This is a genomic window from Mycolicibacterium gilvum, from assembly GCF_900454025.1.
GTDB classification, from domain to species: Bacteria; Actinomycetota; Actinomycetes; order Mycobacteriales; family Mycobacteriaceae; genus Mycobacterium; species Mycobacterium gilvum.
Genome location: NZ_UGQM01000001.1, coordinates 2,992,278 through 3,016,907, shown reverse-complemented (window position 1 = coordinate 3,016,907; position 24,630 = coordinate 2,992,278). Strand labels below are relative to the sequence as shown.

Below are 24,630 nucleotides of genomic sequence, written 5' to 3'. Positions count from 1 at the left end.
ACCCAATCGGTCGGACAGTTTGAGGTAACGACTCCGGGGTAGCAGCGATGACCATGAGCACCGATGTGGCCGACTTCATCCTGGACCGCCTACGTCAATGGAACGTGACCCACATCTTCGGCTACCCCGGAGACGGGATCAACGGCCTGGTGTCCGCGCTCGGGCGGGCCGACGACGACCCGATGTTCGTACAGACCCGCCACGAGGAGATGGCGGCGTTTGCCGCGGTCGGGTACGCGAAGTTCTCCGGCGAGGTCGGCGTCTGCCTCGCCACGTCCGGCCCGGGCGCCATCCACCTGCTCAACGGTCTCTATGACGCGAAGCTCGACCACGTGCCGGTGGTGGCCATCATCGGGCAGACCGCGCGCACGGCGATGGGCGGCAGTTACCAGCAGGAGGTCGACCTGCAAGCGCTGTTCGGCGACGTCGCCGTCTACGTCGTCGAGATCAACGCATCCGCCCAGCTGCCGTCCGCGCTGGACCGGGCGATCCGCACGGCCCGGTCCCGGCGCGCGCCGACGGTCGTCATCGTGCCGTCGGATCTGCAGGAGGAGGAGTACACGCCGCCAGAGCACCAGTTCAAACACGTCCCGTCCAGCGACCCCGGCGACGTCGTCGGCGTGGTCACGCCGTCCGACGCGCAGGTGCGCCGTGCCGCGGAGATCCTCAACGACGGCGAGCGCGTGGCGATCCTGATCGGCCAGGGCGCCCGCGGGGCTCACGACGAGATCGCGGGCGTTGCCGACGTCACCGGCGCGGGGGTGGCAAAGGCGTTGCTGGGCAAGGACGTCCTGCCCGACGACCTGCCGTTCGTGACAGGGTCCATCGGCCTGCTGGGCACCAGACCCAGCTACGAGATGATGCGCGATTGCGACACTCTGCTCATCGTCGGCTCGAACTTCCCGTACACGCAGTTCCTGCCGGAGTTCGGGCAGGCCCGGGCCGTCCAGATCGACGACGACGGCGCGTCGATCGGGATGCGGTACCCGACCGAGCTCAACATCGTCGCCGACGCGAAGGCGACCCTTGCCGCGCTGCAGCCACATCTGCGGCGCCGGGCGGACACCGCCTGGCGCGACACCGTCGAGGCGAACGTGCGGCGCTGGTGGTCGGTGCTGGAGGAGCAGAGCACGCTGAGCGCGAACCCTGTCAACCCGATGCGGGTGGCCTGGGAACTGTCGAACCGGTTGCCCGCCAACGCGATCGTCACGGCCGACTCGGGGTCCTCGACGACGTGGTACGCCCGCTGCGTGCGCTTCACCGAGGGGGTGCGCGGCTCGGTGTCGGGAACCCTGGCGACGATGGGATGCGCGGTGCCGTATGCGCTCGGCGCCAAGTTCGCCCATCCGGACCGGCCCGTCATCGCGTTGGTCGGTGACGGCGCGATGCAGATGAACGGTCTGGCCGAACTGCTCACCGTCGCCCGCTACCGCCGGGAATGGGACGACCTGCCGTTCGTCATCTGTGTCTTCGGCAACGGGGATCTCAACCAGGTGACGTGGGAGCTGCGGGCGATGGGGGGATCGCCGAAGTTCGAGGAGTCCCAGAGCCTTCCCGCGGTGAGCTACGCGGAGGTGGCCCGCGCGATGGGCGTCGAGGCCAGGACCGTGGATTCGGCCGAGGACCTCGGCGCGGCGTGGGACTGGGCGCTGTCGGCGACCGGCCCGACGCTGCTGGATGTGCGGTGCGATCCGGAGGTGCCGCCGATCCCGCCGCACGTCACGTTCGACCAGATGCTGAACATGGCCCGCGCGGTCGCCAAGGGTGACCCCGCCGCACGCCATCTGACGTACCAGACGATCAAGGCCAAGGCGGCCGAGCTGTTCACCCGGTCCTGACCGTGAGTTTGAACCGCCCGACGCCGGGTACGACGAGCATCCACAGCACCGATCTGGAGGTTATCAATGCCCGCTGCGCGCAAGCGTGATCAGTCCGCACCCGCCGCCGTCAGTCCGACAGGCGCGGCCAAAGACACTCAGGAGCAACAGGATCCGCGGTCGCAGTCCGGTCGGCATCTCACCACCGCGCAGGGTCTGCGGCTTCCGGACACCGACCACTCGCTGAAGGCGGGCAGCCGCGGACCGACCCTGATGGAGGATTTCCACCTCAGGGAGAAGATCACCCACTTCGATCACGAGCGCATCCCGGAGCGTGTCGTGCACGCCAGGGGCGCTGCGGCGCACGGCGTCTTCGAGGCCTACGGCAACGCCGCATCGGTCACCAAAGCCGCGTTCCTGTCGAAGAAGGGCGCGAAGACCGACGTGTTCTGCCGGTTCTCGACCGTGCTCGGCTCTCGTGGGTCCGCCGACACCGTCCGGGACACCAGGGGTTTCGCGGTCAAGTTCTACACCGACGAGGGTGTGTTCGACCTGGTCGGCAACAACATGCCGGTGTTCTTCATCCAGGACGGCATCAAGTTCCCCGACGTCGTCCACGCCGCGAAACCGCACCCGGACCGCGAGATTCCGCAGGCGCAGTCCGCGCACGACACCTTCTGGGACTTCGTGTCGCTGCACACCGAGGCCACCCACCACGTGTTCTGGAACATGAGCGACCGCGGCATCCCGCGGTCCTACCGCACGATGGAGGGCTTCGGCGTCCACACCTTCCGGCTGGTCAATCGCAAGGGTGAGACCAGCCTGGTGAAGTTCCACTGGAAGCCCGTCGCCGGCGTCCATTCGCTGGTGTGGGAGGAGGCGCAGCTCGCCGCCGGGTTCGATCCCGACTTCCACCGCCGCGACATGGCCGACGGCATCGAGGCCGGCGCACCGCTGGAATACGAACTGGGCGTTCAGGTCATGCCCGACGACGGCACCGAGACCTTCGAGGGCATCGACCTTCTCGACCCGACGAAGATCGTCCCCGAGGAGCTCGTCCCGGTCCAGCTGATCGGCAAGCTCACCCTCGACCGAAACCCCACCAACTACTTCGCCGAGACCGAGCAGGTGGCGTTCCACCTCGGCAACCTGGTGCCGGGCATCGAGGTCACCAACGATCCGCTGCTGCAGGCTCGGTTGTTCTCCTATCTCGATACGCAGCTGACCCGGCTCGGCGGTCCCAACTTCAACCAGCTGCCCATCAACCGGCCGCGCTGCCCGGTCAACGACATGCTGCGCGACGGCATGCATCAGACCGCCATCCACACCGGGCAGGCGCCCTACCTGCCCAACAGCATCGACGGGGGCGAACCGCTGGTCGCCGACGCCGACGAGGGTGGTTACGTGCAGACCCCGCGGCCCGTCGAGGGACGGGTCGGCAGGGTCGCGCCCGCGTCGTTCGACGACCACTTCACCCAGCCGGCGATGTTCTACCGCTCGCTGACACCGATCGAGCAGGATCACATCGTCGAGGCCTTCACCTTCGAGCTGGGCAAGTGCTACGAGCAGGCGATCAAGGAACGCCAGCTCGAGGTGCTCGCCAACGTCGACGCCGATCTGTGCGCCAAGGTCGCCGCCGGCCTGGGTCTTCCTGCGCCCAAGGGCAATCCGCCCAAGGACGTGACCCTCTCCCCCGCGCTGTCGCAGGTCGTCACGACCCCGGGTCCCGTCGCGGGCCGCAAGGTGGCGATCATCGCCGACGCGGACTCCGATCTCGCCGGGGTGTCCAAGCTGATCAAGGCCATGGACAAGGCGGGCGTGGTGCCGATGGTGACGGCGCCGGTGGGCGGCACCCTGAAGTCGGGCCGCCGGTCGGTCATCGTCGAGCGGACATTCGACACCGCCCGTTCCATCGAGTTCGATGCGGTCGTGGTCGCCGACGGCGCGCTGCAGCGCCACGACATCAAGGCCGTGGTGCTGCTGCACGAGATGCTCAGGCACTGTAAGCCGTTGGGCGCGTGGGGCAACGGCAGCGCGGCGCTGGAGGCGGCGGGCATCAGCCTCTCGGATCCCGGCGTCGTGACGTCCGGGGATGTCAGCACCGCGTTCGGGACGGAACTGCTCGCGGCGCTGGGTCTGCACCGGGTGTGGGAACGCGCGGATGCGGTGATGGCCTCGGCGGTGCCGCCGGTGAGTGCGTCGGTGAAGACGACGAAACGGTCCCGCAAGGGGTAGCGGGCTTTCGTATTCGGGATCGCCCGGCCACTGCGCGAAACGGGGTTTGCCCGGCGCGGCCGGGCGATCCATTATTCGATCGTGGACAGCGACAGGGACGCCGTCGGCCCTGACGGCGCGATAAGCGTGGGAAGTTTCAGCTATCTGCGCTCAGACGACCGCTGGGTGTGGTCGGATGCCGTCGCCGCGATGCACGGGTATGCGCCCGGAACGGTCGAGCCGACCACCGAGCTCGTGCTCTCCCACAAGCATCCCGACGACAAGGCGACGGTCGCGCAGCTCATCGACCGGGCGCGCCGCGAGGGCGCGGTGTTCTCCGGGCGCCACCGGATCATCGACACGCACGGCAAGACCCGAGTCGTGATCGTCGTGGGTGACACCCTGACCGACGACGCCGGCGAGGTCGTGGGCACCACGGGGTTCTACGTGGACATCACCGACGGCTTCCACGCCGACGTGCAGAGGTCGGTGAGCAGGCATGTGACGAACATCGACGAGAACCGGGCGACGATCCAGCAGGCGGTCGGGATGATCCGGATGGCCTACGGGGTGAGCGCCGACCGGGCCTTCGACGTGCTGAAGTGGCGGTCCCAGGAGACGAACGCGAAGCTCCGCCACATCGCCGACCGGCTGGTGGCCGAACTGTCGGCGGCCCCGCTGTCCCCGGAGTCCCGGGCGAGGGTGGATCACATCCTGCTGACCGCGCACCTCGACGGGTAGCGCCGGGGCGCCGCCTGCGCGTTCGCTCGAAAACCGCTGTCGTGGGACACCTTTCGACGGGCAATCCGGGGGCACGGGTGCGCCGGATCGGCGTCGACGCCGTGTGCGTTTGAGCGCCGGGTGAATGGGTACGGCCTCGGAACCCGACAGTATGAGAGAACATGCGCAATGAATTCCACCAGTCCCTGGACGCCCTGTCCGTCGACCTCGCCGACATGTGTGGGCGGGCGGCGGAACTCGTCCGTACAGCGTCGACCGCGCTGTTGGAGGCGGACCGGGAGAGCGCCGACCGGGTGACGTTCGACCTCAAACGTCTGACCCGTCTCGGCAACGCGGTCCAGGACCGCACCTACGGCCTGCTGGCCCTGCAGGCGCCGGTCGCGCGCGACCTGCGGACCGTCGTGACCGCGCTCTACATCGCCGCCGACGCGGATCGGATGGGCGGGCTGGCCGCGCACATCGCGCGCACCGCACGGCAGAGAATGCCCGAGCGGGCGATTCCGGACGAGGTCTACCCGCTGTTCGCCGACATGGCCCAGGTCGCCACCGAACTCGGCGACCTGGTGAGGCGCACCGTGGACAGCGGCGACCCCGGGTTGGCACAGCAGGTCTGTGACGGCGACGAGCGGATGAACGACCTGCACCGGGAGTTGTTCGCCCAGCTGATCGGTCCGCACTGGCAGCACGGCCCGTTGGTCGCGGCGGATCTGGTGCTGGTGGGTCGGTTCTACGAGCGGTTCGCCGACCACGGGGTGGAGATCGCCCGGCGCGTCTACTTCCGGGTGACCGGCGAGCAACTCTGCGGCCCCAACGAACCGCGGGTGCCGGGACCCCGGTCACCGGCGGGCGCCTGACCGCTGTGCCGTGCGGCCGCCGCCAGGTAGGCGACCTCGGCGTCGGTGGCGATGCGGTCCCAGCTGTAGCGTGACCGTGCGCGGGACCGGCCGGCCAGACCCATGCCCTGCCGCAGTACCGGCTGGCTCAGCGCCGTCCGCACCGCACGGCCGAGGGCGTTGACGTCGCCCGGCTGGACCAGCAGTCCGGTCACGTCCTCGATGACGGCGTCGCGTGCCCCGCCGGCGGCGAACGCGACGACCGGGGCACCGCAGGCCATCGCCTGCAGGACGAATTCAGAGCTCGGTTCGTAGCGGGCGGGCAGCACGACGACGTCGGCGCTCGGCAGCAGCGCCGCCAGCTCCGGGCATTCGTCGCCGCGCATCATCCGGACCCGGTCGGCGACCCGGAGTCGGCGCGCGACATCCCCGAGGTGCCCGGCGTCGGGCCCGGTCGGGTCCGTTGCGACCAGTGTCAGGTCTGCGGCGCCCAGCGACGGCAGCGCGGCGACGACGTCCGCGAGGCCCTGTTCGGCGCCGAAGTCGCGGGCCACGGCAACGATGCGCGGCGGCACGTCGCCGCCCCGGGACTCGATCTCGACGGCGTCGTCGACCTCCACGCCGGCGGAGAGAACCGACACCTTCGCGCGCGGGCATCCGAGTCGGATCAGGGTTTGTACGTCGTCGTGACATCCGGCGGTCAGGGCTGTCGCATTGCGCGCCAACAACGCCTCGAGCTTGGCCGCCGTCGCGGCTTGTCCTCCCGCCGACTCCCGCCGCCCGGGGGTCGACAACTCGTGAAACGTCTGCACGATCGGCACGGGCGTCTTCTTCGCGGCGAGCTGGGCCGCCATCCCGTAGACCCAGCCGTGGCAGTGCACGACGTCGGGCGTGTCCCGACGCCAGACGTCGACCAGGTGCCGGGAGATCTCGCCGATGGCCGGCATCAACTCGGCGGAGGTCTCGACGGCCACGGTGGCCACCGGGACGTGGTCGACGGCGACCCCGGTCGGCTGCACGCCGGCCGGGTGCGGGAGCGCGGTGTGGACGCGCACCTCGTGGCCACGACGGGCGAGAGCCTGGGCCAGGTCGGCTATTCCGTACCGTCCACCTCCCCCGCGGTCGGTCGCGCCGACGCCGGACAGGTCACCCACCATTGCAAGCCTCATACGGTCCTCTCGGTCGTCCTGATCAGATGAGCCCGCATCGAACGTCGGCGAAACCGCTGCATACGCGACTGTTCGCCCGTTGTCTCAGGTGGTTCGCGGCACGGATCGGTCCCGCGCGGTTGACGCCCGGCACGCGCGGGTACCTGCGCAGCCGATGGTGGAGCGCAGCAGTACGGTGCAGGTCTCGGCGACGCCGGGGCCCGGTGGCGGCACCGCGCTGACGATCACCGGGACATTGGACGGTTCGACGTACCACGAGGTGCGCGACAGCATCATCAAGGCGGCCCTGGAGGAGCCGGATGCGGTCATCGTCGACGTCAGCGGGCTCGAGGCGCCTTCGGAGAGCGCGTGGAAGGCGATCACCAGCGCCCACTGGCATGTGCGCAGATGGCCGCACGTACCGATCCTGCTGGTGTGCGACGAGCCGGCCCGGCGCGCGGCGATCACCCGCAACGGGGTCACCCGTCACGTGCGGTTGCACCCCGACCACACCTCGGCCGCGCGCTGCGTTGCGGCGCCGACGTGGACGCGCCGACGCGCCGACGTCGAACTCGACGCCGGCGCGGACTGCCTGCAGGTGATGCGAGAGGTTCTGGCGCGGCGGCTCTCCGAGTGGGGACGCCCCGACATGACGCTGGCCGCGAGCACCGTGGCGACGGTGCTCGTCGAGAACGTCCTCGAACACACCGAGAGCCGTCCGACGTTGATCGTCGAGACGGCGGGCGATTTCGTCGCTGTCGCGGTCAGCGACGAGAACCGGATCCCCCCGGCACGCCGGGAGGATCCGGGGACCGGCGCCCACACCGTCTCCGGTCTCGCCATCGTCACGGCACTGAGCCATGCCTGGGGATGCACCCCGACGACGACCGGAAAGACGGTGTGGGCGTTACTCGCTCCGGAGAATCAGTTCTGAAGCGCCGGCACTACTGCTTCAGGTCGAACCGGTCGTTGTTCATGACCTTGACCCATGCCGCAACGAAGTCCTCGACGAACTTGCCCTGGTTGTCGTCCTGGGCGTAGACCTCGGCCAGTGCACGCAGCACCGAGTTCGAGCCGAACACCAGATCGTTGGCGGTGGCCGTCCACTTGGTCTCGCCGGTGGCACGGTCCTTGCCGTCGAAGACGTTCTCGCTGAGTTCCGACGGCTTCCACTCCGTGCGCATGTCGAGCAGGTTGAGGAAGAAGTCGTTGCTCAGCACGCCCGGCTTGTCGGTGAACACGCCGTGCTTGCTGCCGCCGTGGTTGGCGCCCAGAGCCCGGAGTCCGCCGATCAGCGCCGTCAGTTCCGGTGCGGTCAGATCGAGCAGGTAGGCCCGCTCGACCAGCTGCTGCTCCAGCGGGTTCTTGTCGCCGGGCCGGAAGAAGTTCCGGAACCCGTCGGTGCGCGGTTCGAGCACTGCGAACGACTCGACATCGGTGCTCTCCTGCGTGGCGTCGGTGCGCCCCGGCGCGAAGTGCACGGTGATCTCGTAGCCGCCGTCCTTGGCCGCCTTCTCGACCGCCGCCGAACCGGCCAGCACGATCACGTCGGCCAGCGACACCTTCTTGCCACCGGTCGCGGTGCTGTTGAAGTCCTGCTGGATCTTCTCCAGCACCGGCAGCACCTTGTCCAGCTCGGCCGGCTCGTTGGCTTCCCAGTTGCGCTGCGGCTCCAACCGCAGGCGCGCACCGTTGGCGCCGCCGCGCTTGTCGGTGCCGCGGAAGCTCGCCGCCGAGGCCCACGCGGTCTTCACCAGCTGGGGCACCGACAGACCGGACTGCAGCACCTGACTCTTGAGTGCGGCGATGTCGGACTCGTCGATCAGCGCGTGGTCGACGGCCGGCACCGGGTCCTGCCAAATCTCCTGCTCCGCGGGAACCCACGGTCCGAGGTAGCGGCTGACCGGCCCCATGTCGCGGTGCATCAGCTTGAACCAGGCCTTGGCGAACGCCTCGTCCATCTCTTCGGGATGATCGAGCCAGCGCCGGGTGATCTGGCCGTAGATCGGATCCTCGCGCATCGCCACGTCGGTCACGAGCATGGTGGGCTTGCGCGGCGGTCCGCCGAACGGATCCGGGATGGTGGCCTCGGCGTTCTTGGCCTCGAACTGCCAGGCGCCGGCGGGGCTCTTGGTCAGCTCCCACTCGTTGCCGTACAGGTTCTCCAGGAACGCGTTGCTCCACTGCGAGTTGGTGCCGGTCCAGATGACCTCGAGACCGCTGGTGACGGTGTCGTTGCCGTTACCGGTGCCGAACGGGCACTTCCAGCCCAGGCCCTGCTGTTCCATCGGGGCGCCCTCGGGCTCGGGTCCGACGTTGACGTCGGCCGCACCGTGGGTCTTGCCCAGGGTGTGTCCGCCGACGATCAGCGCCGCGGTCTCCTCGTCGTTCATCGCCATGCGGCCGAACGTCTCGCGGATGTCGTGCGCGGCGGCCAGCGGATCCGGCTTGCCCTCGGGGCCTTCGGGGTTGACGTAGATCAGGCCCATGGTGGTGGCGCCGAACGGCTCGGCGAGCTCACGCTTGTCGTCGTTGCTGCCGCCGTAGCGCTTGTCGGTGCCCAGCCAGGTGTCCTCCTGGCCCCACAGCATCTCCTCAGGCTCCCAGATGTCCTCGCGGCCGAATGCGAAACCGGCCGTCTTGAACCCGGACTGCTCCAGCGCGGCGTTGCCGGCGTAGGCGATCAGGTCGGCCCAGGAGATCTTGTTGCCGTACTTCTGCTTGATCGGCCACAGCAGCCGGCGCGCCTTGTCGAGGTTGGCGTTGTCCGGCCAGCTGTTGAGCGGGGCGAAGCGCTGCGAACCCTGGCCGGCGCCGCCGCGGCCGTCGAAGATGCGGTACGTACCCGCGGCGTGCCAGCTCATCCGGACGAACAGGCCGGCGTAGTTGCCGTAGTCGGCGGGCCACCAGTCCTGCGAGGTCCTGATCAGGTCGATGACGTCGGCCTTGAACGCCTCGACGTCGAGCTTGGCGAACTCGGCGGCGTAGTCGAAGTCCTCGCCGAACGGGTTGCCCTTCTCGTTCTGCTTGTGCAGCACCGACACATCGACCTGCTCGGGCCACCAGTCGCGATTGGTCAGCGGAGCATGCGATTTCGGTTCGGGGGAATCGATCGCCGGGTTCTCGGACTCGCTGTTGCTGGCGGTCTTGGCGTCGGAATGAGGCGGGCGGGCATCGGAGGTATCGGTCATAGTGTTCCCTTTCGTATTCCGTACATCGTTGTTTCAGTGGGCTGGTGCATCGGTGGTGGAGCATTCGGGGCACAGGCCCCAGTAGATGACCTCGGCCTCATCGACTTCGAAGCCGAGGTCGTCGGATGCCGTCAGGCAGGGTGTGTCTCCGACCGCGCAGTCGACGTCGGCGATCACCCCGCAGGATCGGCACACGATGTGGTGGTGGTTGTCCCCGACGCGGCTCTCATACCGGGCCAGTGAACCGGCCGGCTGGATACGCCGGACCAAACCTGTTGCGGTCAGAGCATTTAAGGCGTCGTAGACGGTCTGTCGGGAGATGTCGGGCAGCTCTTGGCGAGCGGCGCGGATGATCACCTCCGTGTCGGCGTGGGGGTGCTGGCCCACCGCGCTCAACACGGCTATCCGGGGGCGGGTGACGCGCAATGCCGCCGACCGGAGCACGTCGGAGAAGTCGCGTTCGTCGGTCATCACTCCGATACTGGCCTGTTTTCTGGACAGGATCAAGAATTTGGGGCGATGTGTTCGAGATTTTCGTTTTCTGGACTTTCAGACGGGGAGCGAACGTCGGGTCCGAGGTCGCGGGGCGCCACCCGGGCGCAGATCCGTGCCGCGACGACGGCTGCGACGAACCCGGCGCATGCCGCCCACCCCGCGGACTCCCCCAGCCCGAACTTCGCCGTGAGCACCAGGGCCACCCCAGCGGCGCAGACGAGGGCCCCGGCGCCGATCGCGCGTGGCCCGCTCTCGGTCACGGCCTCGTCCCACCACGGCAGCGGACGGCGCTCCAGCGGTGAGAGCAGCCGGAACAGGACCAGCATCACGACGGCGAACACCAGAGCACGCACCAGCAGCTGCGCCCAGAGGTCGGGCGCCGCCACGTCGTAGGCCTGCAGACCCACCGCGTGCAGACCGAACGCGGCGATCGCGATGGCGACGATGTGCCAGAGGTACAGCGTCATCGCACCGGCGTTGCCCGCCGCCACCACCCGCCAGACCCGGGGACGCCGGGCCCACCTCCCGATCGCGGCGGCCGCGACGACGAACACACACGACATCCACACGCAGTGCATCGCCAGCAGCAGGGTGGGCGGGGAGACGTTCGAGATCCGCTCGGCGCCGGTGACGACCAGGGAAACCTCGTAGGGGCCGAACACGACGAGTGCCCACGCGGCGGTGAAGGCCGCCGCCGCACCCACGGCCGCGGCGCGCCGACCGATGAGCCGCTGCGCGTAGCCGACCCCGATGACGACCGGGATGAGCCACACGATCACGAAGTTGGTCAGCCCGGCCGCCGCGTCACCGGTGGCGAACCGCAGTGCGTCGGTCGACGCCGCGACGACGACCAGCGCCGCGAGCACCACGGCCACGGCGCACCCGGAACGTAACCGCACCAGGGCGGGGACGAACGCGAGCGCGACCAGGTAGACGCCGAGGAACCACAGCAGTGCGACGCTCTCGCCGCCGAGCCTGACCGCGGAATCGGCGCCGAGGACCACCCGTGCCGCCGCCAGAACGGCCGCCCACACCGCCAGGTACCAGAACACGGGTCGGCAGAGGCGCTGCGCGCGGCGGAAAAGCCAAGCGCCCCAGGGCGTCCCGGGGCGATAGCTGTGAACCCCGGCGGCCCCTCCGGCAAGGAAGAACAACGGCATGACCTGGACCACCCAGGTCGCCGGTGCGACCGCCGGCACCTCGCCGATCAGGTTGGCGATGCGGACACCGCCGGAGTCGATGGTGGCCAGCAGCAGGGCGCAGTGCCCGAACATCACGACGAGGAGGGCTGCAGGGCGGATGACGTCGACGGCGCGGTCCCGCGTGGACTGGGTCATCAGCCCAGCATGGCGCGCCGTCCCCGCCGGGGCATGAGTAGTACTACCGGATCAGGGCAGTGCGCCGAGGAGTGCGCCGACCGGACCGGCCGGCGCCGGCGGGGCGGGAGTGCCGACGGCCGACGGCGTCGCCTGCGCCAGCGGTGCCGGCCCTGCGGCCGGGCCGAGACCGGTCAGGTGGGGTTCGCCGGTGGCGGCCGGCACTTCTGCGGTCCCGGTGCCGACGGTCTGTGCGGTGCCGATGAGATCGGGCGTCGCGGTCGTGGCGGGCACGTCGGTGGCCTCGGCCGCGGTCGCGGTCGCGACCTCGGTCGCGACGTCGGTGGTGACCTCGGTGGCCGTTTCGGGAACCGCGGTGTACTCGGGCTCCGGGAGGTACTCCGGCACGGAGGCGACCTCGGGAACCGCGGCCGGTGCCGGCGCATCGGCGACGACGGCCGCCGGGGGCATCATCACCGGTGCGGGCTGCACCGCGACCGGCGGCGGGGGCACCACGGCCTCGGCGACGGCGGGCTGGGGCACCTCGTGCGAGGTCGACGAGCCGAGCAGGGCGTATCCGACGACCCCGGTCACCGCGACGGCGAAGAATCCGGCCGCCACGCGGGCCACGGTGCCGCCCGGCACGCGTGAGGAGATGTCACGCCACCGGTCCGAGGCGCGCATCGCGGCTTCGCTGCCCGCGATGCGGGCCGAGGCGAAGCGGTCGGTGAGCGCCGGCGCCCCGGCGCCGCGGTCCGCGAGGTCGCGGGCGGGGACCTTCTCGGTCAGCCGGCGCAGCACCCCCTTGTCGGAGGCGTCGTCGAGATCGGCGCGCGCGGCGCCGTAGGCCAGCACCATGTGCGGCGCGATATGGCGCGCGGTGCGGTTGCGCCCCTCGCGGGCGGCCTCCTCGCTGACGGTCTCGATCACCTCGAAGCCGAAGAGCCGCAGCTTGGTCCGCAGCCGGATGCCCTCGTGCCGGGCTTCGTCATCCCAGACCAGCCGGACGCCGTCGATGTCGCGACTGCTCTGCGTGGCGTAGTCCTGCACGCTGCGCGCCGCCGCCCGAGCGATCTCGTGCGTGGAGTCCAGCGCCACCACCTCGTCGGCGATGATGCTGCCGTCGTAGGTGTCGACGAGAACCCACACAGCACTGCCGGCGGTCACTGACAATCCCAATACCACGCGCATAGTCACTCCCAGACGACGGCCGGTTGATGGCTTGTAATCGGCGTGTCCGCGCGGAATGTTACGCGGAAATCACGACCGATTTCTGGCCGGAATGCGAATTCCGAATTGATTCCGCGGCGAAAGCCACGAAACCCCGTGCCCCGAACTCTAACTCCGCGCCGACTCCAGCGCCTCGTTGAAGGTGCTGCTCGGCCGCATGACAGCGGTCGTCTTCTCCGGATCCGGGTAGTAGTAACCCCCGATGTCGACGGACTCGCCCTGCACCTTGTTGAACTCTTCGACGATCGTCTCTTCGTTCTCGGCGAGGGTCTTGGCCAGCGGTGCGAAGTGCTCGGCCAGCTCTTTGTCGTCGGTCTGCTCGGCGAGTTCCTGCGCCCAGTACATCGCGAGATAGAACTGGCTGCCGCGGTTGTCGAGTTCGCCCGCCTTGCGCGACGGGCTCTTGTTGTTGTCGAGCAGCTTGCCGATGGCCGAATCGAGCGTCTTGCCCAGCAGCTCGGCCTTCTTGTTGCCGGCCTTGGCGCCCATGTCCTCGAAGGACGCGCCGAGCGCCAGGAATTCACCCAGTGAATCCCAGCGCAGGTGGTTCTCCTCCAGCAGCTGGCTGACGTGCTTGGGGGCCGAGCCGCCGGCGCCGGTCTCGTACATGCCGCCGCCGGCCATCAGGGGGACGATCGAGAGCATCTTCGCGCTGGTGCCGAGCTCGAGGATGGGGAACAGGTCGGTCAGGTAGTCGCGCAGGATGTTGCCGGTCACCGCGATGGTGTCCTGGCCGCGGATCACCCGTTCCAGCGTGTACCGCATGGCCCACACCTGCGGCAGGATCGTGATCTCCAGGCCGTCGGTGTCCTCTTCCTTGAGGTAGGTCTTGACCTTCTTGCGCAGCTCGTTCTCGTGCGGGCGCTCGTCGTCGAGCCAGAACACCGTGGTCATCCCGGACTGCCGGGCCCGGTTGACGGCGAGCTTGACCCAGTCCCGGATCGCGGCGTCCTTGACGATCGGCATCCGCCAGATGTCGCCCTCTTCGACGTTCTGGCTCAGCAGCACCTCGCCGGTCTCGATGTCGACGATGTCGGCGACGCCGTCCTCGGTGATCTCGAAGGTCTTGTCGTGGCTGCCGTACTCCTCGGCCTTCATCGCCATCAGGCCGACGTTGGGCACGGTGCCCATCGTGGTCGGATCGAACTGGCCGTGGGTCTTACAGAAATTGATGATCTCCTGGTAGATGCGGGAGAACGTGGACTCCGGGTTGACGGCCTTGGTGTCCTTGGTGCGCCCGTCGGCGCCGTACATCTTGCCGCCGAGCCGGATCATCGCCGGCATCGACGCATCGACGATCACGTCGGACGGTGAGTGGAAGTTGGTGATGCCGCGCGCGGAATCGACCATCGCCAGCTCGGGACGGTGCTCGTGGCAGCGGTGAATGTCCTCGATGATCTCCTCGCGCTGCGAGGCGGGCAGCGACTCGATCTTGTCGTAGAGGTCGGACATGCCGTTGTTGACGTTGACGCCGAGCTCTTTGAAGAGCTTGCCGTGCTTCTCGAAGGCGTCTTTGTAGAAGACCTTGACCGCGTGGCCGAACACGATCGGGTGGCTGACCTTCATCATGGTCGCCTTGACGTGCAGCGAGAACATCACGCCGGTCTTGTAGGCGTCCTCGATCTGCTCTTCGTAGAACTCCACGAGCGCCTTCTTGCTCATGAACATGCTGTCGATGACGTCACCCTCGTCGAGGGACACCTCGGGCTTGAGCACCTGGGTCTCGCTCGACCCATCTGGACGTTCTGTCGTCAGCACCATCTTGACCTTGCGGTCCTTGTCGACGGTCATCGACTTCTCGCCGTGGTAGAAGTCGCCGGTCTTCATCGTCGCGACGTGGGTGCGCGAGGCCTGCGACCACTCCCCCATGCTGTGCGGGTGCTTGCGGGCGTACTCCTTGACCGCCTTGGGTGCCCGGCGGTCCGAGTTGCCCTGGCGCAGAACGGGGTTCACCGCGCTGCCGAGGACCTTGGAGTAGCGCTCCTTGATCTCGCGTTCCTCGTCGTTCTTCGGTTCGCCGACCCAGTCCGGCAGGTCATAGCCCTTGGCCTTGAGTTCCTTGATGGCGGCGAGCAACTGGGGCACCGAGGCGCTGATGTTGGGCAGCTTGATGATGTTGGTTTCCGGGAGCTGGGTCAGCTCGCCGAGCTCGGCCAAGTTGTCGGTCACCTTCTGCTCATCGGTGAGCCGGTCGCTGAACTCGGCGAGGATGCGGGCGGCGACGGAGATGTCGGTGGACTTGACGTCGATGCCGGCCGCCGAGGCGAAGGTCCGGACCACCGGAAGGAACGCATAGGTCGCAAGCAGCGGCGCCTCGTCGGTCAGCGTGTAGATGATGGACGGCTGCTCGGCGCTCATGTTGGTCTCCCGGGTGTGTTTCGGTCGATGCGGCGGTCGCTCTTGTGGAGCGCGCCACCCTTCAGGCGCAGCGTACCGAAGTGCCTCCACGCCGGGTCGGCCCGCTGGGTCGGTGCCCAGCGACACGCTCTGATCACGGATCGGCCAACCCGCGGCGAGTCATTGACGCGGGCGAAAAGACCGTCGCTACATTTCCGTTCCGAGCACGCGTCGACGCTGTCGGCGGGAAAAGAGGAATGCGATGTCCGACGGCCTCCCAGTCGCGGTGGCGACACCCCTGCGGTGCGGCGCCGCCGCACTGATGATCGTCCTCGCCGCGGCGGGCTGCTCGTCGGCGCCGGCGCACGAGACCTCGGCGCACGCCGCGGCCACCGCACCCGCGCTGACGGGATCGCTCGACGACTGGCAAGCGGCGATCTGCCGCGACGACGTCACCACCGTCTCCGAGACCCGCCACACCGTCGAGGGCAGCACCTGCGTCCCCCACGACGGCGACGGCGTCGTCAACTTCGACCGGTTCGAGTCCGAGCCGTCGATGAGTTCGATGTTGTCGTGGCAACCGTCGGTGTACGTCGCGCACGCGGTGGTCGACGACCGGCCGCTCGCGATCTGGACGCCGTCGGGGGAAGCCTCCGATCTCGAACCGCTCACGCGGTACGGCTTCACCCTGGCGGCCTACGAATCGCCGACGCTGTCGCGTCCCACGGCTGAGCTGCCTGCGACGGTGCCCTCCGGTGACATCGAGGTGATCCCGCCCAACGCCTACGGCTACGTCGTGGTGCAGACCGCCGGCGGAGACACCCAGTGCCTCGTGGACACGACCTATGTGGGCTGTGAGACCGAGGGCACCAACTGGCAGCAACACCTCGACGGCAGCGGGCCCTATCACGGGGTGCGCATCAACGCCGACGGCACCGGATCCTGGGTCGACGGCAACCTCGGCGCCGCCGCACCGCAGACACTCGGCGATCGCACGTACCGCGCGCTCGGGTGGACGATCGTGTCGTCGCCGGCCGGCATGCGCTTCACCAACGACAGGACCGGCCACGGCGCCATCGTCAGCGCCGCGAAGGTGCAGACCTTCTGAGGGTGCCCGGCGGCCCGTGAAACTGCGATTGGCGTCAATACCGGCCGCCCGTCGGCACATTCGGCGCGTTTGCCGTCTGCGTCTCTCCGCGGAGATTAAGGTGCTCTCTCGTGGGCAGGAACCTGTTGGGCAACGGCAGAGGACGGTGGCTGGCCGTCGCCGTCTCCGTGGCCCTGTCCGCCGCGATGGTCTATGCCCAGCACCCCGAATCGCCGCGCGCTCCGCACTCCGTGCCGGAAGCCGCGCAGGCGACGTCGCGCGCCCCTGAGACCGCATCGGCCCCGGCGCCCACGGAGGCCGAACTGCTGGCCGCCAACGCCGCCGCCCCACCGGCCGACGCCCGCGTCTTCGATTTCCCACTCCCCAAGGGGATCACCCCCGAGGGCGGGCTGCAGGTGCACACCATCTGGGTGGCCCGCGCGATCGCCACGATGTTCCCGGAGATCACGACGATCGGCGGCTACCGGCAGGACGCGCTGAAGTGGCATCCGAATGGCCTGGCGATCGACGTGATGATCCCGAACCACAACAGCGAGGCCGGTATCGCGCTCGGCAACCAGATCGCCGGCTACGCGCTGGCCAACGCCGAACGCATGGGTGTCATCCACGTGATCTGGCGCCAGGGCTTCTACCCGGGCATCGGCGCGCCGAGTTGGACCGCCGACTACGGCTCCGAGACGCTGAACCATTTCGACCACGTCCACATCGCCACCGACGGCGGCGGCTACCCGACGGGGCGCGAAACGTATTACATCGCCTCGATGAAGCGCTGACCACTGCCGCCGGAGGCGGCGATCAGGCCGCTGCCGCCGGAGGCGGCGATCAGGCCGCGACGGTCGGCGCTCCGCAGGCGAACACCGCGCTCGACACCCGCCCGTCGGTGCACGCCACCGCGATGAGGTCCGGGGTGGAGGACTCCTCCGGGCTCTCGGGGAAGCTCGGCGGTGCGGGGCGCACCAGCGGGAAGATGCTGGCGCCGGTGACACCGGTGAGCCGCGCGATGATCTGGGCGGGGATGTTGACCGCGATGTAGACGAGGTCGCCGATCAGTTTGACCGGCAGGATCGCCAGTGCGGCGAGCGGGCTGATCAGGAAGATCTCCTGGTCGGCCAGGGACTGCAACGCCGAGGTGATCCCGTTGACGATGTTGTCGACGTAGTACGGGATGGTCGCGGCGATGGTCCGCACGCTCAGGGCGATGTTGGTGCCGATGTCGGGGTAGCCGTACATCGCGATGGCATCCTGGAGCGCCTGCCGCAGCAGCGCGTCGTCGTCGCCGGGGGTGACGGTGCTGTCGTCGAGATCGGTCAGCGACACTCCGTCGGTGTCCTCGGCGGGTTCGAAGCCGAACAGGGTCATCACCGTCGCGGTGACGTCGACGATCGAGTACTGCAGGTTGACCCCGCCCTGCTGGAACAGGTCGGGATTGTTGGCGACGACGAACGTCGTTGTCTCGGCGGGTGATTGGAACCCGTGACCGAAGCCCAGCTGGGGCTGATGTCCGTGGTCGGTGACCATCATGATGGTCCACTGCTCACCGGTGGCTGCTTCCCAGGCGTCCACCGCGGCCATGATCTCGCCGAGGTTGCGGTCGAAGTTCGCGAGTGACTCGAGGTACTCGGGTGAGTCGCCGCCGAACATGTGCCCGTTCTCGTCCACCCCGACGAAGTAGCTGAACATGAAGTTGGCGACGTCGGCGCTGGCGCCCGCGATCGCGAGCTCGGTGAGGTCGCCGACGACGTCGTCGGCCTTGAACCATCTCGGGTCGTCCTCCTGCTCGGGCACGTTGAACAGGTTGTCCACGCCGAGTCCGGAGGCGGCGATGGCCGAGATCACGTTCCAGTTCGCGATGGACGTGGTCTCGATGTCGGGGTTCTGCGCCTCGAGCTGGGTGAACACCGACGGCCAGGTGTCGTACGTCCACGGGGTGAAGACGTTGTTGATGACGCCCGTCTTCTCCCCCCACGCGCCGGTCAGGATCGACGACCACGACGGGTTGGACACCGTGGTGTGCCCGACGATGGTCGACGCGGCGGTGGTGCCGCCCTGGATGAGTTTGAAGAAGTTCTGGGTCAGCAGGGGGTTGGCCAGCACCTTGCTCAGGTTGGTGCCGTCGACGCCGATCACCAGCACGTTCGGCGTGTCATCGGCGACCAGCGTCGCCGCGAACCCCGTCGCGGGGTTGGTTCGGCGTATCGCGGTGCGCTCCAACCCGTTTCGGACCGCCGCCAGCGAGGCCAGCATCGTCGAGCCCTGCAACGGCGTGGCCGGCGACGGGGCTTCCCGCGGCGCGAGGAACGCGGTGACCACCTCGGAGATGACGCCCGCAAGCGTCTGTGTGGTGGCCTGTGGCGCGGCGGCCGGCCCGGGGGCGGGCGCCGGGGCCGCCGTCCTCGGTGCACTCGCCGAGGGCTTGGCCGAAGTCTTCTGCGGTTCCGGGGCGCCGGCCTCGACGGTGGCGGTGCTCGCCGAGACGGTTCGCGCCCCGACTTCCGCGTCGGCCGCGGCGTCGGCATCGTCGGCCACATCGTCGGCATCGTCGGTCACGGCGTCGTCGGCGGCGGCGTCTCCGGCCTCCGGATCCGCGGGGTCGGCCGAATCGCGGATCGAGGACTTGCCCCGCGAGGTGTCGGTGTCGGAGTCTGCGTCGTCCGTGGTGTCGTCGGCGGTCGCCGAGCCACCCGCGCCCGGTGACGAGTCGGGCCGCGACGACGCGGACGGCTTGCTCGACGAGGCACTCGGGCCGGCTGTCGAGGATTCGCTCGACGATGACGAATCGGCGGTGTCCGCGTACGCCGTGCCGGCGGACGACGCGATCGCCCACCCGACACCCAGCGTCACCGCGAGCGCCCCGACACGACCAATGCTGTTGGCGTAACCCATGACATTCCTAACCCCGAAGGAACGGCGACCGACCCGCGGGTTTGCCGCCATTGGCCTGGCCCGATTGTTCTTCACGTAAATTACGCCGTGCCGCGGGTTCGCTGACCGGGATTGGCAGAGTTGCCTCGCATTTCCTCGGCCGGATCGGGTACGACTTCTGTCATGGCCGATCACCTTCGCCGCGCATGAGTGCCGCACGCCCCCGAGTCGTCATCATCGGCGGAGGGTTCGGCGGTCTGTTCTGCGCACGCCGACTCGCCCGCGTCGACGTCGATGTCACTCTGCTGGACCGGGCTGCCTGCCACGTCTTCCAGCCACTGCTCTACCAGTGCGCGACCGGGACGTTGAGCATCGGACAGATCAGCCGGTCCCTGCGCGAGGAACTCGAGCACCACGAGAACGTCAGGACGCTGCTCGGCGAGGCGATCCGACTCGATCCGGCCGGGCGCCGTGTCACGGCGCGCCGTCCCGACGATTCCACGTTCGACCTGGACTACGACTATCTGGTGATCGCCGCGGGCATGCGCCAGTCGTACTTCGGCAACGAGGACTTCGCCGCATGGGCGCCCGGCATGAAGACGCTCGACGACGCGTTGAGCATCCGTCGCCGGGTCTTCGCGGCATTCGAGATCGCCGAGACGCTGCCGCCGGGACCCGAGCGTGACCAGTGGCTGACCTTCGCGGTCACCGGGGCCGGCCCCACCGGCGTCGAACTCGCCGGGCAGATCCGGGAACTCGCGACCCGCGCCCTGGCCAACCAGTTCCACAGCATCGAGCCCGAGGATGCCCGCGTGCTGTTGTTCGACGGCGGCGACCGGGTGCTCAAGACGTTCGCCCCGGACCTGTCGGCCCGCGCGCAGCGGGTGCTGGAGGATCTCGGTGTCGAGATGCGGTTCGGGGTGCGCGTGAGCGACGTCCGCCGCGACGGGATCACCGTGAGCCCGAAGGACGGCTCCCCCGACGCCGACGTCGCGACCCGCACCGTGTTGTGGACGGCCGGCGTCGAGGCGGTGCCGTTCGCGCGGCACGCCGCCGAGGTGCTCGGCGCCACCACCGACAGGTCCGGACGCATCGCGGTGGACGCCGATCTGTCCGTCCCCAACCACCGGGAGGTGTTTGTCATCGGCGATCTCGCCGGACGAGACGGCCTTCCGGGCGTCGCCGAGAACGCGATGCAGGGCGGCATGCATGCCGCTGCGTGTATGCGCCGGGATCTGCAGGGCAAGCGCCGCAAGAACTTTCGGTATCGCGACCTCGGTTCTGCGGCCTACATCAGCCGGGGGCACGCGCTAATGCAGCTCGGCCCGGTGAAGCTGTCGGGTCTGTCCGGCTGGATCGGGTGGGGTTTCATCCACATCGCGTTCCTGACCGGGGTGCGCAACCGGTTCAGCACGGTGGGCACATGGCTGGCGACGATCGCCCGGTCCAACCGCAGCGATCGCACGTTCATCCTCGGCGGCTCCGGGCACCCGGAGGAACCGTATACCTGGGAGTCGCCGGTGCATCAGGGCGGCAGCTCACGCGACAACTCCGGCGAGGACAAGACCGCCTAAGACGCCCGGCGCAGACTCAGCACGACCCCGGACACGCGTCCGTCGCCAAGAAGCTCGCCCATCCGGCCGGACTGCCGTTCGGCGATCTGCCACGCTTCCTCACCACCGAACCGGCGTTCGAGCGCGTCGTCGACGGCCTCGACGCGGTCCTGCCACTCCTGTGGGATCGGCGGCAGATCGGTGGTGTTGATCCGCGCGTCGACGCGCAACCCGGCGGTGTCGAGCATCTGCTGCAGGGACTTCTCGGTGGGAAAGTTGTTGCCGTCGGGCTGTTGGTCGTCGGGAAGGTCGGTGGTCGCGACGAACACCAGCAGGCCGATCCGGCCAGGAGCACGGACCACGCGCCGCAGTTCGGTCTGCACCTGCTGCTGCGCGTCGGTCGTGCACAGCACGCCGAGACACCACGCGCCATCGAAAGCGTTGTCCGAGAACGGAAGTGCGTCGGCGACCGCCTGGATCGCCGGGTAATCGAACATCGAGCGCGCCGCCCTGCACGCGCCGATCTGGGGTTCGACGAGCACCGGCGACACCGGGACGCGGGACACCGCGTATCCGGCGGGACCTCCGACCCCGGCGCCGGAGTCGAGAAGCGACTCGCCGGGCTTGAGCTCCAACCGGTCGACCAACCAGTCGAGGGCCGCGGGGTTCCCGCTGCCCCGGCAGCCTGCCGGGACGAAGTAGTCGGGCCCGAGATCCCGGGCCACCTGCGCCGTCCACTCGGCCACGGTGTCGAACTCGGCGTCCATCGCCTCGGTCATCGCACCGACCTCTCTGCCCGGATTCGGGCGCCGACTTCGGCTTTGATCTGCGCGCCGACGCGGGTACCGGCGCCCGAGGCCAGCCCCGAGACGTTGACCCCGGCGACGCCGTCGATGGCGAGCAGTGCCCTCGCCTCGGCGACCGCCGCCTCGATCCCGGCCTCGACGGGATCGGGTGCTGCCAGCACACGGTCGACGACGGCCGGGTCGAGGGCGAGCCCCGGCAGACCCTGCAGGACCGCGGCGGAGACGTCGTCGGTGAATACGGCGACGGCGGCGAGCACCGGAATGACGAGTCCGGCCGCCCGTGCGGCGGCCATGAACTCCGCGACCGTCGACGGGGACGACACATGGTTGAGCACCGCGATGCCGGCGCCGGCGTGCTGTTTCTGCACGAGTCGCAGCGGTCGGCGGGCGACCGGGGGCGCGGTCGGCGTCTCGGGTACGGCGGCGACCATCCCGAGGGATGCGGCCAACTCGACCAGGCGGGGTCCGTCGAGGTCGAAGGTCTGCGTGACGTCGGGTCGGACGTCGTAGGCGCGACCGTCGCCGGTGACACAGAGCACCGTCTGCACACCGAGTAGCGACAGCCCGCGCAGTTCCTGCTCGAGCACCACCCGGTTGCGGTCACGACACGACAGCGTGATCCACGGCGTGACACCGGCGTCCAGCAGCAGCCGGCTCATCAGCGTCGGCGGGAAGTCCGGCCGGTTCTGGTGTTCGCCGACGAGGACGGCGTCGCAGGACGGCGCCAGCGCGTTCGCGGTCGCGGCGACGTCGTGCGGATCGAAAGGCGTGCAGCTGAAGTCGGTCAGGATCAGCGGTGCGGTCACCGGCGGCGGGGCTGCCTGCGTGGGCCACGGCACGATGTCGGGGAACGCGCACGGGCCGGGACGCATCTCACACTGTCCGTCGGGGTGCACGCCGCCGCAGGGGCCGAACGTCATGCGCTTGGGGCAGTCCCGCCCGGCGTCACGTTCGGTGACGGGCTGCGTCATGCATCTTCCTCCCGGGGGACGTGGCGGCGGCAGGGCTGAAACGACCGCGACGACAGCGTGTTCCCCGCTCTGCGCGAAGTTAGTCCTGCTCGGCCGTCAGTCGATACCGCGGGCGATCAGTGCCTCGCTGAAGTCGTCGGCGGCGCGCAACGCCCCGACGATGACGGGGACGAACACGATCCGCGGCGAGATCCGCAGCCCGCGAGCGCGGCGCGCCTCCTCCACCTGCCGGATGATCTCGACCAGCAGCGGGATCGACCGTACGGTCAGCGCGAGCGCGATGGCCACCTGCCGCACCGGGAACCCGAACCGCGCCAGCGGCGTCATCGCCCGGGTCGCGGCGTCGAGCATGTCGGCGGTCCGGGTGGTCGTCGTCACGATCGCGGCCAGTGCCACCGCGAGCAGCAGCACACCGCACACCACCAGCGCGCGGCGCCACCCGGTGAGCGCCACCTGCAGGACGAAGATGAATCCGACCACCCACAACACCGGGCGGAGCTGCGTGAGCAGGGCGACCGGAGAGAGTCGCGCCGAAACCACGACCGACACCACCACGACGGTCGCCACGCCCAGCCGCAGCGGGGAGTCCACGGCGAGGGTCATCGCGATGATCACCAGGCCGAGGCCGATCAGCTTCACCCCCGCCGGGAGGCGGTGCAGCCACGAACCGCCCGGCCGGTAGTCCCCCAGCACCGTCACGACATCAACCTGCGGTAGGCCGGCAGCGCGACCGACGGCACGTCGTCGGCCACCACCCGCCCCTCGTCGAGCACGATCACGCGCTCGGCGTCCTCGGCCAGGTCCAGGTCGTGCGTGACCAGCACGAGTTGGGTCGGCAGGGTCGCGAACGCGGCCCGCAGCATGCGCGCGTTGCGCAGGTCGAGCAGCGTCGTCGGCTCGTCGGCCACCACCACCGACGGCTCGGTCACCAGCACGGTCGCCAGTGCCAGCAACTGCTTCTGGCCGCCCGAGAGCCGGTGCGCCGGCTGGTCGGCGTGCTCGGCCAGACCGAACCGGTCGAGCACTTCGGCCGTGCGCGCGGCTCGCGCGTCGCGGTCTAGTCCCAGCCTCGACAGCGACAGCTCGACGTCCTCGGCGACGGTGGGCATCAGGATCTGGCGGTCCGGGTCGGTGAAGACGAACCCGACCAGGCGGCGGACTTTCCTGACAGAGCGTCTGGTGTCGATGCCGTGCACCCGGACCGACCCGGCGTCGGGCAGCACCAGCCCGTTGAACAGCCGCGCGAGCGTCGACTTTCCGCTGCCGTTGGCCCCGACGACCGCGATGCGGCGCTCGGTGAGCGTCAGCGACACGTCGCGCAGGACGGTGCGGTCCCCGAACGCGTGCGACACGGAGTCGAGCACCAGGGCGCCCGGCGGGTCCTCATCCATCGGATCGGGTTCTGCGCCACGGTGCGATCAGGCCCGGCCGGGCCTTGTGCACCTGCGCGGCGACATAGGCGCACAGCACCGCCTTGGCGAGGTCGCCGGGCAGGTAGATGCCGTTGGTGGCCAGTGCGGCCCACCAGCTCAGGTCGGTGCGCAGCATCAGCCCGGCGGTGCCGAACAGGTAGATGACGGCCATCCCGCCGACGACGTTGATGACGATCCCCCACACCACGCGGTAGCGCGGCATCATCAGAGCGGTCAGGACGCCGATCACGACGACGGCGGGCAGCCAACCGACGAAGAAGCCGGCGGTCGGCGAGGACAGCGAGACCAGACCGGTGCGGCCGCCGGCCAGGATCGGCAGCCCGGCGATGGCCAGCACCGCGAACAGCACGATGGCCAGCGCGCCTTTGCGGGGGCCGAGGATCGAACCGGCCAGCATCACGCCGAGGGTCTGCAGCGTGATCGGGACGCCGGTCGGGCCGAGGGTCAGCGTGCCGGGCAGGCCCAGCGCGGCGAGGAGACCGGCGAACACCGCCGCCTGGGTCAGGTCGCGCCACTCGATTCGGCCGGACCGGCCCGTGTCGGCGGGCTCGGACGTCTGAGGATTCACCCGGGGA

The 24,630-nt window shown here is 69.3% G+C and carries 20 protein-coding genes; 8 read left to right on the top strand and 12 right to left on the bottom strand.

Annotation, left to right across the window (positions count from 1 at the left end; all coding sequences use genetic code 11):
* The first annotated feature begins 53 nt into the window (after positions 1 to 53).
* The 4 genes from DYE23_RS14315 (at position 54) to phoU (ending at position 5,626) form a co-directional block, all read left to right on the top strand.
* Positions 54 to 1,838, top strand: coding sequence for a thiamine pyrophosphate-requiring protein (locus DYE23_RS14315; protein WP_115328966.1), 1,785 nt, complete (start codon positions 54 to 56; stop codon positions 1,836 to 1,838).
* A 66-nt stretch (positions 1,839 to 1,904) separates the two neighbouring features.
* On the top strand, positions 1,905 to 4,052 hold the full coding sequence (locus tag DYE23_RS14310) for a catalase (RefSeq protein WP_011894305.1): 2,148 nt from the start codon (positions 1,905 to 1,907) through the stop codon (positions 4,050 to 4,052).
* Between the two features lie 81 nt (positions 4,053 to 4,133).
* Positions 4,134 to 4,772 carry a PAS and ANTAR domain-containing protein gene (locus DYE23_RS14305; RefSeq protein WP_115327460.1) on the top strand — a complete coding sequence of 213 codons (639 nt, stop codon included), beginning with the start codon at positions 4,134 to 4,136 and terminating at the stop codon, positions 4,770 to 4,772.
* A gap of 161 nt (positions 4,773 to 4,933) precedes the next feature.
* Positions 4,934 to 5,626 carry a phosphate signaling complex protein PhoU gene (gene phoU, locus DYE23_RS14300; protein WP_115327459.1) on the top strand — a complete coding sequence of 231 codons (693 nt, stop codon included), beginning with the start codon at positions 4,934 to 4,936 and terminating at the stop codon, positions 5,624 to 5,626.
* Here phoU and DYE23_RS14295 read toward each other — a convergent pair.
* The gene (locus DYE23_RS14295; RefSeq protein WP_235660582.1) at positions 5,545 to 6,762 is read right to left on the bottom strand and encodes a glycosyltransferase; all 1,218 of its coding nucleotides are present in this window, start codon (positions 6,760 to 6,762) and stop codon (positions 5,545 to 5,547) included. The genes phoU and DYE23_RS14295 overlap by 82 nt on opposite strands.
* Positions 6,763 to 6,928: 166 nt before the next feature.
* Between DYE23_RS14295 and DYE23_RS14290 the strand changes: the two genes are divergently transcribed.
* Entirely contained in the window at positions 6,929 to 7,687 is a 759-nt protein-coding gene (locus DYE23_RS14290) for an STAS domain-containing protein (protein WP_172527774.1), read from the top strand.
* Positions 7,688 to 7,697: 10 nt separating this feature from the next.
* On the opposite strand, the gene katG is transcribed toward DYE23_RS14290, so the two are convergent.
* From katG to DYE23_RS14265, 5 genes are all read right to left on the bottom strand, one after another.
* Positions 7,698 to 9,944, bottom strand: a complete 2,247-nt coding sequence (gene katG, locus DYE23_RS14285; protein ID WP_115327457.1) for a catalase/peroxidase HPI — start codon at positions 9,942 to 9,944, stop codon at positions 7,698 to 7,700.
* Positions 9,945 to 9,977: 33 nt separating this feature from the next.
* Entirely contained in the window at positions 9,978 to 10,415 is a 438-nt protein-coding gene (locus tag DYE23_RS14280) for a Fur family transcriptional regulator (protein WP_013471718.1), read from the bottom strand.
* A 32-nt stretch (positions 10,416 to 10,447) separates the two neighbouring features.
* Positions 10,448 to 11,776: an acyltransferase family protein gene (locus DYE23_RS14275; RefSeq protein ID WP_115327456.1), complete on the bottom strand. Its 1,329-nt coding sequence runs from the start codon at positions 11,774 to 11,776 to the stop codon at positions 10,448 to 10,450.
* A gap of 51 nt (positions 11,777 to 11,827) precedes the next feature.
* A complete protein-coding gene (locus tag DYE23_RS14270) occupies positions 11,828 to 12,946 on the bottom strand; it encodes a DUF7159 family protein (RefSeq protein ID WP_013471720.1) in 1,119 nt (372 codons plus the stop codon).
* Positions 12,947 to 13,093: 147 nt separating this feature from the next.
* A complete protein-coding gene (locus DYE23_RS14265) occupies positions 13,094 to 15,343 on the bottom strand; it encodes an NADP-dependent isocitrate dehydrogenase (RefSeq protein WP_011894314.1) in 2,250 nt (749 codons plus the stop codon).
* Positions 15,344 to 15,584: 241 nt separating this feature from the next.
* On the opposite strand from DYE23_RS14265, the gene DYE23_RS14260 reads away from it, so the two are divergent.
* Positions 15,585 to 16,430 (top strand): hypothetical protein, encoded by an 846-nt coding sequence (locus DYE23_RS14260; protein WP_013471721.1) that lies wholly within the window; start codon positions 15,585 to 15,587, stop codon positions 16,428 to 16,430.
* Between the two features lie 110 nt (positions 16,431 to 16,540).
* Positions 16,541 to 17,203 (top strand): VldE C-terminal domain-containing protein, encoded by a 663-nt coding sequence (locus DYE23_RS14255; protein WP_011894316.1) that lies wholly within the window; start codon positions 16,541 to 16,543, stop codon positions 17,201 to 17,203.
* 49 nt (positions 17,204 to 17,252) lie between these two features.
* Here the strand turns inward: DYE23_RS14255 and DYE23_RS14250 are convergent, their stop codons facing one another.
* Positions 17,253 to 19,313 carry an alkaline phosphatase family protein gene (locus tag DYE23_RS14250; RefSeq protein WP_013471722.1) on the bottom strand — a complete coding sequence of 687 codons (2,061 nt, stop codon included), beginning with the start codon at positions 19,311 to 19,313 and terminating at the stop codon, positions 17,253 to 17,255.
* A 185-nt stretch (positions 19,314 to 19,498) separates the two neighbouring features.
* Between DYE23_RS14250 and DYE23_RS14245 the strand changes: the two genes are divergently transcribed.
* The gene (locus tag DYE23_RS14245) at positions 19,499 to 20,866 is read left to right on the top strand and encodes an NAD(P)/FAD-dependent oxidoreductase (RefSeq protein ID WP_011894318.1); all 1,368 of its coding nucleotides are present in this window, start codon (positions 19,499 to 19,501) and stop codon (positions 20,864 to 20,866) included.
* Here DYE23_RS14245 and DYE23_RS14240 read toward each other — a convergent pair.
* The 5 genes from DYE23_RS14240 to DYE23_RS14220 form a co-directional block, all read right to left on the bottom strand.
* Entirely contained in the window at positions 20,863 to 21,624 is a 762-nt protein-coding gene (locus DYE23_RS14240) for a class I SAM-dependent methyltransferase (RefSeq protein ID WP_115327455.1), read from the bottom strand. The genes DYE23_RS14245 and DYE23_RS14240 overlap by 4 nt on opposite strands.
* Entirely contained in the window at positions 21,621 to 22,622 is a 1,002-nt protein-coding gene (locus tag DYE23_RS14235; RefSeq protein WP_115327454.1) for a methylenetetrahydrofolate reductase C-terminal domain-containing protein, read from the bottom strand. The genes DYE23_RS14240 and DYE23_RS14235 overlap by 4 nt, the downstream gene beginning before the upstream one ends.
* 96 nt (positions 22,623 to 22,718) lie before the next feature.
* Positions 22,719 to 23,321: an energy-coupling factor transporter transmembrane component T family protein gene (locus tag DYE23_RS14230; protein ID WP_115327453.1), complete on the bottom strand. Its 603-nt coding sequence runs from the start codon at positions 23,319 to 23,321 to the stop codon at positions 22,719 to 22,721.
* Positions 23,318 to 24,013 carry an energy-coupling factor ABC transporter ATP-binding protein gene (locus DYE23_RS14225; RefSeq protein ID WP_115327452.1) on the bottom strand — a complete coding sequence of 232 codons (696 nt, stop codon included), beginning with the start codon at positions 24,011 to 24,013 and terminating at the stop codon, positions 23,318 to 23,320. The genes DYE23_RS14230 and DYE23_RS14225 overlap by 4 nt, the downstream gene beginning before the upstream one ends.
* The gene (locus DYE23_RS14220; RefSeq protein ID WP_013471728.1) at positions 24,006 to 24,623 is read right to left on the bottom strand and encodes a biotin transporter BioY; all 618 of its coding nucleotides are present in this window, start codon (positions 24,621 to 24,623) and stop codon (positions 24,006 to 24,008) included. The genes DYE23_RS14225 and DYE23_RS14220 overlap by 8 nt, the downstream gene beginning before the upstream one ends.
* Positions 24,624 to 24,630: the final 7 nt, after the last annotated feature.